The organism is Nocardioides sp. CCNWLW239, assembly GCF_037137035.1.
Classification (GTDB): Bacteria; Actinomycetota; Actinomycetes; order Propionibacteriales; family Nocardioidaceae; genus Nocardioides.
In genome coordinates this window covers 240,722-258,241 of record NZ_JBBBNW010000004.1, presented here as the reverse complement: position 1 = coordinate 258,241, position 17,520 = coordinate 240,722, and the positions used below count along the sequence as shown (strand labels likewise).

The window sequence follows — 17,520 nt, the reverse complement described above, 5'->3', positions numbered from 1 at the left end:
TGCTGGGGGCAGTGGGACCAGCTCGGCGTGATCGACACCCGAGGACCGAACGTGCCGAGCACAATGTGGCTGATTCGTTGCCAAATCCAACAGGGATCCACTGCTCGTCGTCCAGGGGTCTGTGGTCATGGCCGCGGTCGACGCCGAAGGCTGACCGTGAACAGTGAGGCAGATCACCTGGCTCGTCCGACAGGTGGAACTCGGCTCGACCAACAGGGTGCAAACGCGTGATGAACGCCGGATTCATCGTCGGTCGGCGAGCGGTGTAAGGCGGGAGAACCCGACGCCCAATCACGAGATGTGCGGATGCTGGTCCACCGGAGGTGCCAAGGCTCGAGCCGGGGACCAGCATCGCCCGACGCACCTGTGGAGTGCGACGGCAGGAGAGCTTCAGCCGATCATGCCGACCGGCACTCTCGCGAGGATTCCAGGGGTGTCTACGCCCCGCGGCAGCGTGCCGAAGGCAATCCCCCAGCTCCCGCCCAGTCGTGACGCGACGAAGGCGTCGGCGACCGCTGGCGAGCTGTGCCGGACGAGCAGGCTGGCCTGGAACACCAAGGCCAGCCGCTCGACGAGGCCACGCGCCTCGAACTCCAGGTCGGTGTCGGTCCGATCGGCGGACAGATCTTCTTCGAGACTCGCAACGGCGGCATCCAGACGCCGGTCCGCTCCCGATGCCAATCGCAGCTCGTCGAAGAAGAACTCGACCGTCTCGGGCTGGCGCCGGATCACGCGGAGGACATCAAGGGCAGCTACGTTTCCGGAACCTTCCCAGACAGACTGCAGCGGTGCTTCACGGTAGAGCCTCGGCATCCCCGAGTTCTCGATGTAGCCGTTGCCTCCCAGGCATTCCAGTGCCTCGCCCACGACGGCCTGGGCGCGCTTGCACACCCAGTACTTCGTGACGGCAAGGCCGAGGCGGCGAACACCGGCCTCTGACTCGGAGTCCTCCGCTCGATCGGTCGCGCCGCCGAGCCTCATCAAGGCAGCCACGGCGGCCTCCGACTCGAGGGTCAGGTCGGCCAGTACGTTGCGCATCAGGGGCTGGTCGATGAGCAGGTTGCCGAATGCGCGGCGGTGCCTGGAGTGGTGCACGGCGCGCACGAGTCCCTTGCGCATGAACGCAGAACTGAGCACGACGCAGTTGAGGCGGGTGAAGTTGACCATCTCGATGATCGTGCGCACGCCCCGGCCTTCTTCGCCGACGCGCCACCCGGTGGCGCCGTGGTACTCGATCTCGGCCGAGGCGTTCGATCGGTTGCCGAGCTTGTCCTTGAGGCGCTCGAGGCGGATCGGGTTGCGCGTGCCGTCGGGCAGCACCCGGGGAAGCAGGAGGCAGGTGAGTCCAGGCTCTGTCTGGACGAGGGTCAAGAACCCGTCGCTCATCGGGGCCGAGGTGAACCACTTGTGACCCACGACGTCGTAGGTCCCGTCCGGGCGCTCGACCGCGCGGGAGATGTTCGCCCGGGCGTCGGAGCCGCCCTGGCGCTCGGTCATCGACGTTCCCAGGACCAACCCGGGCTTGTCGTCCATGGGCCGTAGCTCCGGGTCGTACTCGGCGCTTGCCAGTCGGCGCCCGTAGGCATCGGCCAGTTCGGGTGCGTGGCGCAGGGTCGGCACCGCGGCGTACGCCATGCCGATCGGGCACATGTGGCCGGACTCGGCCTGACCCCATGCGAAGGCCTTTGCGGTGCGGGCCGTATGGGCGCCCGGACGGTCGTCGAACCAGGGTGCGGCGTTGAGGCCGAACTCGAATGCCTTGGCCATCAGCGAGTGGTACGCCGGGTGGAACTCCACGTCGTCGCGGCGGTGGCCGACGGCGTCGTAGCGCTGCAGGACCGGCTCCTGCTCGTTCGCCAGGCGTCCCCACTCCTGCACCTGACGACTGCCCGCCGCACGACCGACCTCGGCCAGATCTTCGAGCGCCCACCCGGCACCTTCTCTGACCAGTCCCTCGCGGAGGGCTGGGTCGTCGGATACGTCGTAGTCGATCAGCTCTGGGGTCTGGTTGAGCACCTCGTTGCCGCGGTACACGGTGGTCTCCTCAATGGTCTCTGTCGTCATCGCCTTCATCCGATCAGCCGTGCGCGGGCGCTGTGGTACTCGTCGGCCAGCCGGTCGACCAGGTCGGCCGCCGGGAGCACCGCGTCGACCACGCCGATGCCCTGCCCCGAGCCCCAGACCTGGCTCCACGCCTTGACCTTGCTGGTCCCGTCGGCCCAGCTCATGACGGCGCGGTCCTGCTCGGAGAGACGGTCCGGGTCGAGGCCGGAGGCCTCGATGCTGCCGCGCAGATAGTTGCCGGGAACGCCCGTGAACAGGTCGGAGTACACGATGTCGGTGGCCGCGGAGTCCACGACCATCCGCTTGTAGCGGTCGTCTGCGAGCGCCTCGTGGGTGGCGATGAACGCCGAGCCCACGTACGCGAGATCGGCTCCGGCGGCCTGCGCGGCCAACACTGATCGACCGTGGGCGATGGCGCCGGAGAGCACCACCGGCCCGTCGAACCAGGTGCGGATCTCCTGCACCAGCGCGAACGGCGACTGGGAGCCGCCGTGCCCGCCGGCGCCGGCAGCGACGGCGATCAGACCGTCGGCGCCCTTCTCGATGGCCTTGCGTGCGAATCCGTCGTGGACCACGTCGTGCAGCACGATCCCCCCGTACGCGTGAACCGCGTCGTTGACCTCGGCGCGAGCGCCCAGCGACGTGATGACGATCGGCACCTCGTGCCGGATGACGGTCTCGAGGTCGGCGTCCAGACGCGCGTTCGTCCGATGCACGATCAGGTTCACGGCGTAGGGCGCTGACGGTGCTTCGGGATGGTTGGCGTCGTGCTTGGCCAGCGCGTCGGAGATGGTCGTCAGCCAGTCGTCGAGCAGTCCCTGGGGGCGCGCGTTGAGGGAGGGGAACGACCCGACCACGCCCGAGGTGCACTGGGCGATCACGAGATCCGGCCCGGAGACGGTGAACATCGGTGAGGCGACCACGGGCAGCCGCAGCCGGTCGCGAAGGATCGAGGGAAGGCTCATGACGCGACCGCCAGGTTCTCGAAGATCGTCGCGTTGGCCATGCCGCCCGCCTCGCACATGGTCTGGAGGCCGTAGCGCAGGCCCTCGTCGCGTAGGTGGTGAACCAGAGTGGTGGTGATCCGGGCGCCGGAGCCGCCGAGCGGGTGGCCGAGAGCGATCGCTCCACCGAGGGGGTTGACCAGCTCGGCAGGGGCACCGGTCGCATCCAGCCAGGCGCCGACGACGCTGGCGAACGCCTCGTTCACCTCGAAGGCGCCGATGTCGGCGAGTGTCAGGCCCGCCAGATTCAGGGCCTTCGCGGTTGCCGGGATAGGTCCGCCCAGCATGGTGATCGGGTCGTCGCCGACCACGGTGGCCGTGTGCACGCGCGCAATCGGAGCCAGGCCGAGCGAGCGTGCCTGGTCGCTCGTCATGACCAGCAGGGCAGCGGCGCCATCGGAGATCTGCGATGCGTTGCCCGCGGTGATCCGGCCGTCTTCCTCGAACGCAGGCTTCAGGCCTGCCAGGGACTCGAGCGTCGACTCGCGACGTACCCCTTCGTCCTCGGAGAAGGTGGAGCCGTCGGGCAGCTCCACCGGGGCGATCTGCTTGACGAAGCGACCGTCGTCGATCGCTTGGGCGGCGCGGCGGTGCGACTCCAAGCTGTAGGCGTCCAGCTGCTCACGGCTGAGGTTGTGGCGGCGGGCGAGGATCTCGGCACCGGTGCCCTGGTTGAACGCGAAGTCGTCGTAGCGGGTGCGCATGCGGGGTCCGAAGGGTTGACCGGGACCTGCGTTCCTGGCCGAGCCCATCGGTACGCGGGTCATCGACTCGACGCCACCGGCAACGACGACGTCGGCCTGTCCTGAGATCACCGTCGCGGCCGCGAAGTGGAGCGCCTGCTGACTCGAGCCGCACTGACGGTCGATGGTGGTTCCGGGAATGTGCTCGGGCCAGCCCGCGGCGAGCACGGCGTTGCGCCCGATATTGGCTGATTGCTCGCCGACCTGGCCGACGCAGCCCCACATGACGTCGTCGACGAGGGAGAGGTCGATGCCGGAACGCTCGGCGAGGGCCTGCAGAACCACTGCTGAGAGGTCGACGGGGTGAGTCTCGGCGAGCGCGCCCTTGCGACGCCCGATGGGTGTGCGAACTGCTTCGACGATGACTGCGTCACGCATGTGGAAGTCCTTCTGTGGTGGGGAGGTGATGAGGTCTGGGTCAGCTGCCGGACCAGGCCGGTCGTCGGCGCTCGGCGAAGGCGCGGGCGCCTTCACGGGCATCGGCCGAGGCGAACACCTCGGCCGCTGCTTCGCGTAGTCGCAGGAACTCTTGGTCGGCAGGCCAGTCCGACGACTCGACGACGATGCGCTTGCTGGTGCGGACGGCGAGCGGTCCGTTCTCCGCGATGCGCAGGGCCAGGTCGATCGCCGTCGCGAGCGCTGTGCCCGGATCTACCACTCGATTGATCAACCCGAACCCGGATAGCACTGAGGCGGAGACCGCGTCGCCGGTGAGGATCATCTCGAGGGCGACCGCACGTGGCAGCGCCTTCGGGAGGCGGGTCAGGCCGCCGGCCGCGGCCACCAGGCCGCGCTTCACCTCGGGTAAGCCGAAAGAGGCGGAAGCCGAGGCGACCACGAGATCGCAGGCCAGCACGATCTCGAAGCCGCCGCCGAGGGCCGGACCCTCGACCGCCGCGATCAGCGGCTTGAGGGGCGGTGCCTCGACCATGCCGGCGAAGCCACGCTCCTCCGTACGCGGTCGCTCGCCGCGCAAATGGGCCTTGAGGTCCATACCGGCGCAGAACGCGCTGCCGTTCGCCGCGATCACACCGGCCGCCAGGGACGGATCGGACTCGAGGGTGTCGATCGCCGCGCCGATCGCCTCCGCAGTGCGCAGGTCGATGGCGTTGCGAGCCTCGGGGCGGTCGAGGGTGATCACGAGCACGGCGCCGTGTCGTTCGACCAGCACCGGTGCGGCGACGCCTGCCGACGACGTCACCGGGGTGCCATCCGGATCGCGCCGTCGAGCCTGATCGTCTCGCCGTTGAGCATGCCGTTCTCGACGATGTGGGCGGCCAAGGCGGCGAACTCGGTGGGATCGCCGAGTCGACGAGGGTGCGGCACAGCCGCCGCGAGCGACTCGCGGACGTCGTCCCTGGCCCGGGCCAGCAGAGGAGTGTCGAACGTGCCGGGAGCGATCGTGCACACCCGGACGCCGATGCTGGCCAGGTCACGCGCCGCAGGGAGGGTCATGCCGATCACCGCGGCCTTGGCGGCGGAGTAGTTGATCTGGCCGATCTGGCCTTCGAACGCTGCGACGGATGCGGTCAGGACACAGACGCCACGGTCGCCGTCGAGCGGCTCGTTTCGCGCCATCGACTGTGCTGCGTACCGCAGGACGTTGAACGATCCGACCACGTTGAGCTCGATCACCGACGCGAACGGCTCCAGGTCGACGGCCTCTCCGGACTTGTCGAGAAGCCGCATCGGACGACCTCGACCGGCGCAGTGCACGACAGCGCGCACCGGACCCTGCTTCTCGGCGGTCGCGAACGCTGCCGCGACCTGATCGCCGTCGATCACGTCCGCTGCCACGAACCTGGAGCCGCCTCCCAGGTCTGCCGCGACCGCCTTGCCGTCCGAGGAAGGCAGGTCTACCAGGGTGACGGATGCTCCGCCGGCGGCCAGCCGTTCGGCGGTGGCTCGTCCCAGGCCCGAGGCCGCACCGGTGACGACCGTGTTGATCCCGTTGATGTCCATGGCGGCCTCACAACCCCAGCGACTTGGAGACGACGCTCTTCATGACCTCGCTGGTGCCACCGAAGATCCGGCTGACGCGAGCATCGGTGTAGAGGCGTGCGATCGGGTATTCGCGCATGTAGCCGTAGCCGCCGTGCAGCTGGAGGCACTTGTCGATGACCCGCGACTGGACCTCGGTGCAGAACAGCTTGGTCTTGGCAGCGTCGGCAGGGGTCAGCCGACCGGCGTCGAGGGCGGCGATGGCGCGGTCGACCATCGCCTGTGCGGCCTCGATCTCGGTGGCGCACTCGGCGAGCACGAACTTGGTGTTCTGGAAATCGGCGACGCGGTGGCCGAATGCCTTGCGCTCCTTGACGTAGTCGATGGCGAGGTTGAGCGCGGCTGTCGCCGTCGCGTAGGCAGTCACCGCGATGGTGAGCCGCTCTTGAGGCAGGTTGGAGGTGAGCGCCGCGAACGCCTCGCCTTCGGTGCCGAGGAGATTGGCGACCGGGACCCGGACATCGTCGAACGACAGCTCGGCGGTGTCCTGCGCCTTGAGCCCCATCTTGTCGAGGTTGCGGCCACGTGTGAAGCCCGGCATGCCGGACTCGACGACCAAGAGGGACAGGCCCTTGCGCCGGTTGCTCTCATCGTTGGAGGTGCGTGCCACCACTACGATGAGGTCGGCATTGATGCCGCCGGTGATGAAAGTCTTGGCGCCGTTGAGGATGTATTCGTCACCGTCACGCCGGGCGGTCGTGGCGATGCCGGCCAGGTCGGAACCGGTGCCGGGCTCGGTCATCGCGATCGAGCTGACCAGGGTGCCGTCGGCGAAGCCGGGGAACCAGCGCTGCTGCTGCTCCTCGTTGGCGAGCTCGAGGAAGTAGGGGAGCACCGTGCTCAGGTGGACCTGAAGTCCGCCGAGGCTCGCGGCGGCGAAGCCGTTCTCCTCGAGGACGACCGCGTTGAAACGGAAGCTGTCCACGCCACCGCCGCCGAAGCGTTCGGGGATCTGGAGCCCGTTGATGCCGATCTCGGCGGTCTTGCGGAAGAGCTCGCGAGGGACGATGCCTGCCTCCTCCCAGACGGGGAGGTGGGGCACGATCTCCTTGTCGATCAGCTGCCGTACGGTCTCGCGGAAAGCGTCGTGGTCGTCGTCGTAGATGTCTCTGTGCATGGTTCTCTCCAGTCGTGGTGATGATGGGCGGCCGGGCACGACGATGGGTCCGGCCGGGAGGACGGTCTTCGGGTCAGTCGCCGAGGCCGATGACCCGTGCAGCAGCCAGGTCCGCGATCTCAGCCGGGTCGTAGCCGTGGGCGCCGAGCACCTCGGCGGTGTGCTGGCCCAGGCGTGGGGCGGCGGTGCGGGGTCCGGTTCCTGCTGACTCCAGGTGCCAGGGCGAGCGCATGGTCGGGTACGTGGAACCGTCGGGCTGGGTGGCCTCGATGAACAGCTCGGCGGCCTCGATGTCAGGGTTCTTGAACACCTCGTCGTACCCGCTGATCCGGCCCGCTACGACGCCGTTGCCGGTCAGCAGCTCCATCGCGGCGTCACTGGTCAGCGGGGCGAACGCGGCACGCAGCTCGACGAGCAGCGGGGTCCGATTGGCTACGCGGTCCTCGTTCGTGGCGAACCGCGGGTCGCCGGGCAGGTCGTCGCGCCCGATCAAGGTGCACAGCCGGGCGAAGTGCTGCGGCGAGTACGCCGACACCACGATGGCACCGTCGAGGGTGGGCATCACGTCGGCCGCGGGTGCGATGGTCGGCTGCCCGTTGCCACGACGCTTCGGACTCTTGCCGGTGAGCAGGAACTCGCCCCAGTTCGGCCCCTGCAGCTGTACGGCGACCTCGAGCAGCGACACCTCGACCTCGTCGCCGAGCCCGAATCGCACCTTGCGTACAAAGGCCCCGAGCACGGCTTGGGCGAAGACGTGGGCGGCCGCAGCGTCGACCACGGGGAAGCCGACTCGCTGGGGCTCGCCGTCGGCCTCGCCGGTCACCCACATGATGCCGCTCTCGGCCTGGGCCGCGATGTCGAGCCCCGGCCGGTTTCGCGACGGTCCGTGCAGGCCGAATCCGCTGACAGTGGCGTAGACGATGCCGGGGTGCTTGGCGCGGACGCTTGCGGCGTCGAGGCCGAAGCTCTCCATCACGCCGGGACGCAGGTTCTGCACGACGATGTCCGCCCCGGCGATCAGCCGTTCGGCCACTGCCCGCCCACGCGGGTCCTTGAGATCGAGTGCGATCGCCCGCTTACCCCGGTTGTAGGTGCGTAGGATCGCTTCTCCGTACACCCCGATGATGCGGGCCGCCTCGCCGGCGATCGGCTCGACCTTGATCACATCGGCCCCGAGGTCGGCCAGCACCTGCGTCGCGGCCGGCGCGGCGATGAACTGTCCGAAGTCGACGACGCGGACGCCGTCCAGCGGGGCGCTCATCGGGCGACCCCGACTCGTTCGCGGATGCGCACGAGGTCGCGCTCGGGACGCACCAGGAGAAGGGACAGAACTCCGCCGACAGCCATCATGAGGCCAGTGACGGCGAAGCCGTTGTTGTAACCGGTGATCGCGTCGGGGGCCGCGTCCACCAGGTAGCCGAGCAACAGTGGCGCGAGCACCCCCGCCATGCTGTAGAACGCGACCAGGCAACCGAGCACGGTGCCGCGGCGCTTCGGGTGCACGACGTCGCCGATGGCGACAAAGGCGACGGCGTACGCCGCGGAGTTCATCGAGAAGGCGAGGGTGATGAACACCATCTGCAGGGCGCCGCGGTCGATGACGGTGAACAGATACATGGAGAGTCCAGCGAGCACGACGAGCCCGCCGGCGAAGTATCCGCGGGTGATGCGTCGGCTGACGCCCCGCGCGGTGAGTCGGTTCGAGGCGAGGCCGGCGCCGACGGCTGCGACGGCCGCTACTGCGTACGGGAAGGTGATCAGCCGGCTGCTGGTGACGGCGTCATAGCCGAGACCCTGACTGAGGAAGAGTGGAAGCCACGCCACCTTCAGCGTCGTGGACCAGTACGCGAAGAAGGTCAGCAGTGCGGTGCCGATGACGGTGCCGGTGGTGAGGATGACCCGCAGCGGCGCCTCGACAGGGACGGTGTCAGGGTCGACGACGACGCTGGTGGCGAGCACGCTTCCCTCCGGCGGGGCGGACCGGCCGAGGATCAGCCACGCGGCCAGCCACAGCAGGCCGGCAACCGTCAGCACCCCGAAGGCCGCGTGCCAGGACCAGGTGACGATGACCCAGGTCAGCAGGGGCGCGGCGATCAGCGGGCCGATAGAGGCACCGGCGGTGATCACGCCGGCGGGCAGGCCGCGCTTCTCAGGTGGGAACCACGAATGCACGATGTGGGTGCACAAGGCGTACGCCGGGCCTTCGGCGAATCCGAGTGCGATCCGGCACACCAGCACGGCGGTGAAGCCGAGCGGCCACATCAGCGGCGCCATGGTGAGCACCCAGATCAGCATCAGGCCTGTCACCAGCCAGCGTGCGTCGATCCATGAGGTCAGCGCGCCGATGGTGATGGCACCGACGGCGAAGAGCCAGAAGAAGGCGCTCTGGAGCAGGCCGAACTTGCTGGCGGAGATGTCGAGGTCATCCATGATCTGGACGCCGGCGAATCCGACCACCGCCTTGTCGGCGAAGTTCAGGAGCATGAAGACGAGAAGCAGGATCGTGATCGTCCAGGCACGTCGCCTGAACGCGGTCTGGCCGGGAGCGGTGAGGCGCTCGTCAGGCCGCTCGGTGGTGGGCATTGTCATGGGTCTCTCCGGTGTCGATGGGACTCAGCGGCCAGCGAAGACAGGCTCGCGACGCTGGAGGAAGGCCGACGCGGCCTCGACGGCGTCGTCGGTATGGAAGGAGCGGACCATCCGCTCGGTCTCCGGCCCGAGGTAGACGGAAAGCGGCAGGTGGGCGGCGTCCAGGAGGTTCTGCTTCATCGCTCGGGCAGCGCGGGGGGCGGCTGCCGCGAGTCGAGATGCGACGTCATGAGTGAGCTGTTCGAACCCCTCGTCGTCGCTGATCGAGGTGACCAGCCCGAGCTGAAGGGCGCGGGTGGCGTCGAACTTTCCGGGAAGGAGGAAGAGCTCGCGGGCCTTGGCACCCCCGAGAATCTTGGTGAGGAACCAGATGCCGCCGAGGTCGCCGGAGAGCCCGGCGGTCAGGAACGCCGTGTTGAAGACCGCGCTGCGCGTTGCGACCCTCAGGTCGGCGGCCAGCGCGAGGGAAAGTCCGGCCCCGGCACATGCGCCGTTGATCGCAGCGACGGTGATCTGCGGCATCTCATACAGCCGTTGGACTATGCGGGCCGCATCGCGTAGCCGTGCTGTGTCGGCTTCGACGGAGTCGCGCCGCAAGGAGCGCGCCTCAGGCGCCGCACCGAGGTCGGCGCCAACGCAGAAGGCGCGTCCTGAGCCAGTGAGAACGACGACATGTACATCGGGGTGAGCCTCGATCCGGGCGAGGGTGTCGTTCAGCTCTCCGAGCAGGTGCACGGACAACGCGTTGCGCCGCTCATCGTTTCGCAAGGTGATGTTCGCGATCGATCCGGTGATCGAGCAGGTGACCTGTGCTGCCATGAGTCGCTCCCTGGTGGCCGTGTCGTTGTGGACTACGTCACATGAAACGGGAGGAGTACTGACAGCGTCCAAGACCAAAAGCGATTAGCGCATATAGCCAGGACCTATCAATTGGGCCAGACCTGGGCGCTTCCCAGACGAGTGGCTGCTTATTCGCCCGCAGGGGAGCGGGGGTAGATCGGCCCGATCTCTTCGAATCTCTCTCGTTGTCTGCGTTCGATCGCGGCGACCACCTCGGCGGCTGCCTCGACTCGCGAGAGTCCTGCGTCCATACGCCGACGAACGGCGCGCTCCCACGACGCCAGCTGCGTCTTCGTGTATTCGAGAAATATCGCAGCTGCAGGCGTGAGGCGATCCGGGCGATGGATCGCGCCGACGGACCGGGCCACGTGTGGACTCAGATCACGCACGACGGCCCCTCGCTGGCGTGCTTCGAGGGCGATGCGCTGTGGAAGGATCGCTGCGCCGGCGCCGGAGAGCACCATCGGCACGACAGCGCCGCGCTGCGGCACTTCGACCGCCACGAGGGGCTCGACCCCGCCGGCGCGCAACATCGACTCGACGCTGTCGCGGCTGGCCGTGTTGCGTTCGCCCATCACGAAGGGGACACCGTCGAGCGAGCTCACCTCGACGATGTCCGGCAGATCGGTGGGTGTGCCTGGTGGGAAGACCGCCACAAAGTGCTGGTCGACGAGGAAGTGGTGAGCGAGGTCGTTTGCGGGCACCGGAAGCACCGTGATGCCGAGCTCGCAGGCGCCGTCCTTGACCATGTCGATGACCTCCCCGAGCCGGTCTCGCTCTTCGACGCGGACGTGGACCAGTGGATACTTCACCCGGAACTGGGCTACCCACACCGAGAGGGGATCGGTCGAGGTGTCGGACAGTGCGGCGATGTCGATGCGACCACCTTGCAGGTGGTTCACCGCGGAGACGGCCTCACGCGCCAGGTCCAGGTCCCGTAGCACCTGGCGCGCAGGACCGATCAGTGCCTCTCCGGCTGCGGAGAGGACAACGCCTCGACCCACGCGGTGAAACAACGTGGCCTGGACATCTCTCTCCAGCCTGCGGAGTGACTGGGAGATGGATGGCTGCGCGACGCGGAGCGCGGTGGCCGCCCGGTTGATCCCGCCATGCTCGACCACCGCCAGGAAGTATTCCAGCTGGCGGGGATCCATGGCCTCAGCCTAGATGACAGACTGCAAGGTGGCTGGTCGCATCTCTGACCTGCGGATATAGGGGAAACCGAACGGACCGACATCGAATCGCCCGTTGATCGGCCATCTCGCCGCCCTCAAGGTGAGGAGTGCTTCTGTGATGTCGATCACCCACATCGTGAGCATCGCCAACTCACTCATCGAGAAGGTCATCATGACGACAACCCAACCAGCCCCAGCCGTTTCAGGATCCAAGTCCTCGCTCGACAAGCGAGCCTGGGGAATCGTCCTGTTCCTGTTCCTCTTCTTCACGCTGAACTTCGCTGACAAGGCGGCCGTCGGGTTGGCGAGCGTCCAGATCCGCGAGGACCTCGGCCTCTCGGCCAGCCAGTACGGTCTGCTCTCCAGCGCGTTCTTCTGGATGTTCGCGATCGGCGCGGTCGTCCTGTCCGCCGCGCTGCGCAAGATCTCCTACACCTGGGGCGCCGGGCTGCTGATGCTCTCGTGGGTCCTGTGCATGGCGCCGCTGATGGTGCAGACCTCGTTCGGTGTGCTGGTCGCTTCCCGCATCGCGCTCGGCTTCTTCGAGGGGCCGGCACATGCGCTGTGTCAGTCCATCGTCGCCGACCGCTTCGCACCCGAGCGTCGCGCATTCGCCGGCGCGATCGTCAACGCCGGATCATCGATCGGTCCGCTGATCGCCGCTCCCACTCTCACCTGGGTGATCCTGACCTGGCACTGGCACGCCGCGTTCATCGTGCTCGTCGCCGTCGGCCTGATGTGGTTGGTGGGTTGGTTCTGGTTCTCCGAGCGCCTGCCGTTCCGAAAGAGCGTGTCGTCGCTCGTCGGGGCCAAGACCGATGTCGACCCGAACGGTCACATCACCGTCCCCTTCTACCGGCTGCTGATGCTCCGCAGCTTCTGGGGACTGGTGATGCTGTCCTTCGCCGGCTACCTGATCTCCTCGCTCAAGGTCGCTTGGCTACCCGCCTACCTGCGAGAAGGCCTCGGCTACTCCGCCAGCTCCGTCGGCACCCTGGTGACGCTGCCCTACGCCGTCGCGGTCGTCGTCCTGCTCTCGGCCGGCATGATCTCCGGGCGGCTCCTGCGCCGGGGTCACTCGTCGCGCGTGGCTCGCGGCTACCTGACCACCGCGTTCCTGCTGTTCGGCGGCCTGTCGATGATCATGTTCACGCGTCTCGACCCGGGTCCGCTGCAGCTGCTCCTTGTGGTCTGTGGCTTCGCCGTCAACAGCGTCGCCTTCTCGGTGGCCTTCGCGGGCGCCTCCGACTTCCTCCCCGCGCACCAGCGGGTCGCCTTCTTCGGCTGCATCATCGCCGCCTACAGCGTCGCCGGGATCGTCGCGCCGTACGTCTTGGGCGTCATCGTCGACCATGCGGCGACGCCTGCCGAGGGTTATGCGACCGGCTTCCTCTACGTCGGAATCACGGTCTGCGTCCTCGGTGTCATCGGCGGCCTGATGCTCGATCCCGAGCGGGCGCGTGCCAGGCTCGAGGCGCTGACGAAGCAGTACGCCGCGGGAGCGGGCCGATGACCGCCGCGGGACCCCTGACGGGCATTCGGGTCCTCGACCTCGGCCAGTACATCGCCGGACCCAGTGCGGCTCAGTCGCTGTCCGACCTGGGTGCGGACGTGATCAAGATCGAGAGCCTGGCGGGCGACCAGACCCGGGGAATCGGTGCTTTCGGCGACTCGATGATGCGCGCGTTCAACCGGGACAAGCGGAGCATGGCCCTCGACCTGTCGCACGAGACGGGTAACGCCATCATGCATCGGCTGCTCGAGGACGCGGATGTGCTCATCCAGAACTTCCGTGTCGGCTCGGCCGAACGTCTCGGGCTCGGGGCCGAAGAGCTGATGGAGCGCTACCCAGGCCTGATCTACGGGAGCATCACGGGTTTCGGTACGCGCGGTCCTTCGAAGTCGCGTCCGGGTCTCGACATCGCTGCGCAGGCCGAGTTCGGGATGATGCACACGACCGGCGTCGCCGAGGGCGAGCCGCAACGTGTCGGCTTCCATGCTGTCGACACCGCGGCGGCCAACGCCCTTGTCGCGGGAATCCTCGCCGCGCTGTACACCCGCACGTCGACCGGCCGGGGGACCCACGTCGAGACCTCACTGATGGAGTCAGCCCTTTCCGTGCAGGCTGCCGCTTGGGGTGAGTTCACCGTGACCGGGATGGCTCCGAGACGCAAGGGCAACGGCCAGCCGTACGCCGCTCCTGCCGCGGATACGTTCGAAACGTCCGACGGGACGATCGTCATCTCGGCCTACACCCCACAGAAGTGGGCGGCGCTGTGCACCCTCATCGGGCGACCAGACATGATCGAGGACCCTCGATTCGTGGACAACCCGGCCCGGGTTGCCAACCGCCCTGCGATGGTCGCAGCGATCAACGAGGCCTTCGTCGACAGCACCCGCGAAGAGGCCGTCGAGCAGCTGCTCGAGGCCGGGATCGTCGCCGGCGCCGTGCGTTCCTTCGACGAGATGGTTGAGGACAAGGACGTCGTCGCCTCCGGAGTGCTCGTCGACGTCGCGGGGCCGGACGGCTCGTCCTTCACCAGCCCGGGTCTCCCGTTCACGCTCGACGGGCGTCGCCGTACGACCTCGGTGAGCGCGCCGAAGCTCGGTCAGCACACCTTTTCCTTGCTGGCCGAGCTCGGCTTCAGCTTCGCAGAGATCGACGACCTGGTCGCCTCCCGCGTCGTCGTCGCCACTGACTGACAACTCGTAAGGACCACGACATGATCGACCCCGACATCTTCCGCCACGACTTCGACACCTACCTCAAGGTGATCGCCGACTTCACCCAGAACGAGCTCATCCCGGCCGAGAACGAGATGGTCGAGGCGGGTGCCGTGCCACCTCGCATCGTCGCCCGGATGGCCGAGATCGGCCTGTTCGCCATCACGATCCCGCGCGCCTACGGCGGTCTCGAGTGGACCATGGAGCAGCAGGTCCGCCTCACCTTCGAGTTCACGCGTGCCTCGTGCGTATACCGTTCGCGTTTCTCGACGGTGATCGGCTTGTGCTCGCAGGCGATCCTCGACCATGGCACCGAAGAACAGCGTCAGCGGCTCCTCCCGGCGATGGCCGCAGGTGAGCTGGTCACCGCGTTTGCCCTCACCGAGGAGGAAGCGGGGTCCGACGCCGGCAGCCTCATGACCACGGCTGTGCGAAGCGGTGACACGTACGTTCTGAATGGAAGCAAGCGCTACATCACCAATGCTGCCTGGGCCGACGTCTTCGTCGTCTTCGCCCGCACCGACCAGTCCAAGCCGGGCGCCGACGGCATCTCGGCGTTCATCGTCGACGCCGACTCGACGGGTGTGCGCACCGCGCTTCCGACGATCATGAACGGCCACGCGGAGGGCCCGGTCGGGGAGATCCACCTCAACGACGTCGAGGTGCCCGTAGCGAACCTGCTCGGCGGCGTCGAGGGCACCGGTCTCACCATGGCGCTGCGGGGGATCAACCACGCTCGTCTCCACGTGGCCGCCACGTGCATCGGGCAAGGCACCCGCATCCTCGAGGAGACCACGGAACACGTGAACGGGCGCAAGCAGTTCGGCGCCGCCATCGCTGAGCTCGGCGCCGTGCAAGCAACGCTCGGAGGGAGCTTCGCCGAGCTGGAGGCGGGGCGATCGCTCACCATCGAGTGCGCACGCGCCTTCGACGAGGGGACGATCCCCCGACACCGGATCGCCGCCGCCAAGCTGTTCAGCTCGGAGATGGTCGGCCGGGTGGCGGACCGCTGTGTCCAGCTGCTCGGTGGCGAAGGCATCGTCGGCCCGCACCCGGTGCCCCGGATGTGGCGCGACGTACGCGCCCTGCGCATCTACGAGGGCTCTTCACCCGTCCACGAACGGAATCTCGGGCGCGCCCTGATCAAGCAGGTCGCAGCCGACGGCACCCTCCCGAACACCTACCGCGTCTGAATGTCGATGTTGTTGGCGCAACCCGGGACGGGCGAGAGGATGGCCCGCATGGAGATCCGTCAGCTCGAGTACTTTCTCGCGGTGGTCGACTGCGACGGGGTCAACCGGGCGGCACACCACCTGAACGTCGCTCAGGCGACGATCTCGCAGAGCATCCGCCAGCTCGAGCGAGAGCTCAAGCTGACCCTGTTCCACCGGACCGGCCGCAACCTGGTTCTCAACTCCGCCGGCCAGCTACTCGTCGAACCGGCGCGCAGCGTGCTGGCAGGCCTGTTGGCAGCGCAGGACATCATGCGGGAGGCCCGGGATCTGCACGTCGGGTCGATCACGATCGGCACGATGCCGGAGATGTCGAGCGAAGCCGTCGCAGCCTGGAGCGGTTCTTTCACCAAGCTGCATCCCGAGATCCGGATCGATCTGTTCGAGTTCGGCAGCGCCGCCGAGCTGTGTGACGAGGTGCTGACCGGTCACTGCGAGCTCGGTTTCACGACCTTCCCGATCCCGACTGAGAACCTCGAGCGGGTCGAGCTCGGCGTCCAACGACTCCTGCTCGTGCAGCCTCCTGACTCGAGAGGTGGTGCTGGCCCGATCGCGGTCTCCGATCTCCAAGGAGTTCCGCTCGCGGTGAGCAGTGCGGCCTCGCGCGAGAACGACATCGTCGCGACAGTCCTGCGCCGCGAGTCGGTCTCGCCCCGGATCGCCGCGCAGGTCCCCAACCGCCATGCTCAGCTGACGCTCGTCCTGAACGGCGCGGCCAGCGCTTTCCTTCCGTTGCGGATGGCCACGGCGGCCCACCGCCTGGGGGCGACGGTGGCGGAGACTCGGCCGGACATCCGTACTCCGTTCGGAATCGTCCATCGCCCGGGCGCGCTCAACCCCGCGGCGAAGAGCTTCATCGTTCAAAGTCACGCCGACCTGACGAGCTGGAACTCCCGCATCGCCGCCCACGAGCGCGCCGGGAAATCGTTGTTGGAGGCGTCACTGCTGGCCGACGACGAGCTGCGAAAGAGGAAGTCGGCGGGTGGCAGCAGCGACTGACAACGTACGGCGCCGGGTGAGGGCCGAGCGGGCGATGCGTCTGGGACAGCCGCTGCCGTCGAACGCGACAGGCAACGCGCTGGCCCCCATCCTGGGGCGCCGTCCCGGGTGCGTAGGTGAAGTCATGAACACGATCCAAGGAGAGACGTGACAGGCATGGAACTGGTCGGCGTGGTCGGCTGCGGACTCATGGGTGCCGGCATCGCAGAGGTGTCAGCCCGTGCAGGCAAGGACGTCGTGGTGATCGAGTCCAGCGCCAGGGCGGCCGCCGCCGGGCGAGCGCGGCTCGAGACGTCGCTGGAGCGGGCGGAGCACAGGGGGAAGATCACCGGTGCAGCCCAGGTCCTGGAACGGATCAGGGTCGAGACCGACCTGGACGCGCTGGTCGATCGAGACATCGTCGTCGAGGCGATCGCAGAAGACGAGGGTGCGAAGGTGGAGCTGTTTGGTCGCCTCGACAAGGTGGTGCTGGATCCGGACGCCGTCCTCGCGTCGAATACGTCCTCGATCCCGATCATGAAGCTGGCCGTCGCAACCGACCGCCCCAGCCAGGTGGTCGGCGTGCACTTCTTCAACCCGGTGCCGGTGCTCGCTCTTGTCGAGCTGGTGCCCAGCCTGCTGACCAGCGACAAAACCGTCGAGCGTGCCCGGGCTTTCGTGCAGGACGACCTCGGCAAGCGCGCGATCGACTGCCAGGACCGAGCCGGGTTCGTCGTCAACGCGCTGCTCATCCCGTTCGTGCTCTCGGCCATCAGGATGCTGGAATCCGGGTTCGCCACCGCCGAAGACATCGACGAAGGTCTGGTACGCGGCGCGGCGCACCCGCAGGGTCCGCTGGCGCTGGCCGACCTGATCGGTCTGGACACGACCAAGGCGGTCGCCGAGTCGCTCTACGCGGAGTTCAAAGAGCCCCTCTATGCGCCGCCACCGTTGCTCGCCCGGATGGTGGATGCTGGTCTCCTCGGTCGCAAGACCGGTCGTGGGTTCTACACATACTGAGCAGCCGAGCCGCGATTCGCGCTGCGTGTCACC

General features: G+C 67.8%; 15 protein-coding genes. 5 read left to right on the top strand and 10 right to left on the bottom strand.

The genetic code is table 11. The features are described from left to right. Nucleotides 1-390: 390 nt before the first annotated feature. The 10 genes from WBG06_RS18275 to WBG06_RS18230 all read right to left on the bottom strand — a co-directional run bounded on the left by WBG06_RS18275 (nt 391) and on the right by WBG06_RS18230 (nt 11,512). A complete protein-coding gene (locus WBG06_RS18275; RefSeq protein WP_336738369.1) occupies nt 391-2,064 on the bottom strand; it encodes an acyl-CoA dehydrogenase family protein in 1,674 nt (557 codons plus the stop codon). Between the two features lie 5 nt (nt 2,065-2,069). Next, nucleotides 2,070-3,029 carry an NAD(P)H-dependent flavin oxidoreductase gene (locus WBG06_RS18270; RefSeq protein ID WP_336738367.1) on the bottom strand — a complete coding sequence of 320 codons (960 nt, stop codon included), beginning with the start codon at nt 3,027-3,029 and terminating at the stop codon, nt 2,070-2,072. Then, nucleotides 3,026-4,189, bottom strand: coding sequence for a thiolase family protein (locus tag WBG06_RS18265; RefSeq protein WP_336738366.1), 1,164 nt, complete (start codon nt 4,187-4,189; stop codon nt 3,026-3,028). The genes WBG06_RS18270 and WBG06_RS18265 overlap by 4 nt, the downstream gene beginning before the upstream one ends. Before the next feature lie 40 nt (nt 4,190-4,229). Continuing rightward, nucleotides 4,230-5,012 carry a crotonase/enoyl-CoA hydratase family protein gene (locus WBG06_RS18260; RefSeq protein WP_336738365.1) on the bottom strand — a complete coding sequence of 261 codons (783 nt, stop codon included), beginning with the start codon at nt 5,010-5,012 and terminating at the stop codon, nt 4,230-4,232. Then, the gene (locus WBG06_RS18255) at nt 5,009-5,773 is read right to left on the bottom strand and encodes an SDR family NAD(P)-dependent oxidoreductase (RefSeq protein ID WP_336738364.1); all 765 of its coding nucleotides are present in this window, start codon (nt 5,771-5,773) and stop codon (nt 5,009-5,011) included. Before WBG06_RS18255 ends, WBG06_RS18260 begins: the two co-directional genes overlap by 4 nt. A 7-nt stretch (nt 5,774-5,780) precedes the next feature. Then, entirely contained in the window at nt 5,781-6,929 is a 1,149-nt protein-coding gene (locus tag WBG06_RS18250) for an acyl-CoA dehydrogenase family protein (RefSeq protein ID WP_336738363.1), read from the bottom strand. 73 nt (nt 6,930-7,002) lie between these two features. Next, nucleotides 7,003-8,190 carry a CaiB/BaiF CoA transferase family protein gene (locus WBG06_RS18245; RefSeq protein WP_336738362.1) on the bottom strand — a complete coding sequence of 396 codons (1,188 nt, stop codon included), beginning with the start codon at nt 8,188-8,190 and terminating at the stop codon, nt 7,003-7,005. Then, entirely contained in the window at nt 8,187-9,518 is a 1,332-nt protein-coding gene (locus WBG06_RS18240; RefSeq protein WP_336738361.1) for an MFS transporter, read from the bottom strand. The genes WBG06_RS18245 and WBG06_RS18240 overlap by 4 nt, the downstream gene beginning before the upstream one ends. A 24-nt stretch (nt 9,519-9,542) precedes the next feature. Beyond that, complete coding sequence (locus WBG06_RS18235) at nt 9,543-10,337, bottom strand: enoyl-CoA hydratase-related protein (protein WP_336738360.1); 795 nt, start codon at nt 10,335-10,337, stop codon at nt 9,543-9,545. A gap of 149 nt (nt 10,338-10,486) precedes the next feature. After that, nucleotides 10,487-11,512: a LysR family transcriptional regulator gene (locus WBG06_RS18230; protein ID WP_336738359.1), complete on the bottom strand. Its 1,026-nt coding sequence runs from the start codon at nt 11,510-11,512 to the stop codon at nt 10,487-10,489. 139 nt (nt 11,513-11,651) lie between these two features. Here WBG06_RS18230 and WBG06_RS18225 point away from each other — a divergent pair, with 139 nt between their 5' ends. From WBG06_RS18225 to WBG06_RS18205, 5 genes are all read left to right on the top strand, one after another. After that, complete coding sequence (locus WBG06_RS18225) at nt 11,652-13,046, top strand: MFS transporter (RefSeq protein WP_336738358.1); 1,395 nt, start codon at nt 11,652-11,654, stop codon at nt 13,044-13,046. Beyond that, a complete protein-coding gene (locus WBG06_RS18220; RefSeq protein ID WP_336738357.1) occupies nt 13,043-14,236 on the top strand; it encodes a CaiB/BaiF CoA transferase family protein in 1,194 nt (397 codons plus the stop codon). The genes WBG06_RS18225 and WBG06_RS18220 overlap by 4 nt, the downstream gene beginning before the upstream one ends. A 20-nt stretch (nt 14,237-14,256) precedes the next feature. Continuing rightward, entirely contained in the window at nt 14,257-15,450 is a 1,194-nt protein-coding gene (locus WBG06_RS18215; protein ID WP_336738356.1) for an acyl-CoA dehydrogenase family protein, read from the top strand. 48 nt (nt 15,451-15,498) lie between these two features. Beyond that, complete coding sequence (locus WBG06_RS18210) at nt 15,499-16,488, top strand: LysR family transcriptional regulator (protein ID WP_336738355.1); 990 nt, start codon at nt 15,499-15,501, stop codon at nt 16,486-16,488. A 156-nt stretch (nt 16,489-16,644) separates the two neighbouring features. Then, entirely contained in the window at nt 16,645-17,487 is an 843-nt protein-coding gene (locus tag WBG06_RS18205) for a 3-hydroxybutyryl-CoA dehydrogenase (protein WP_336738544.1), read from the top strand. Nucleotides 17,488-17,520 lie beyond the last annotated feature (33 nt).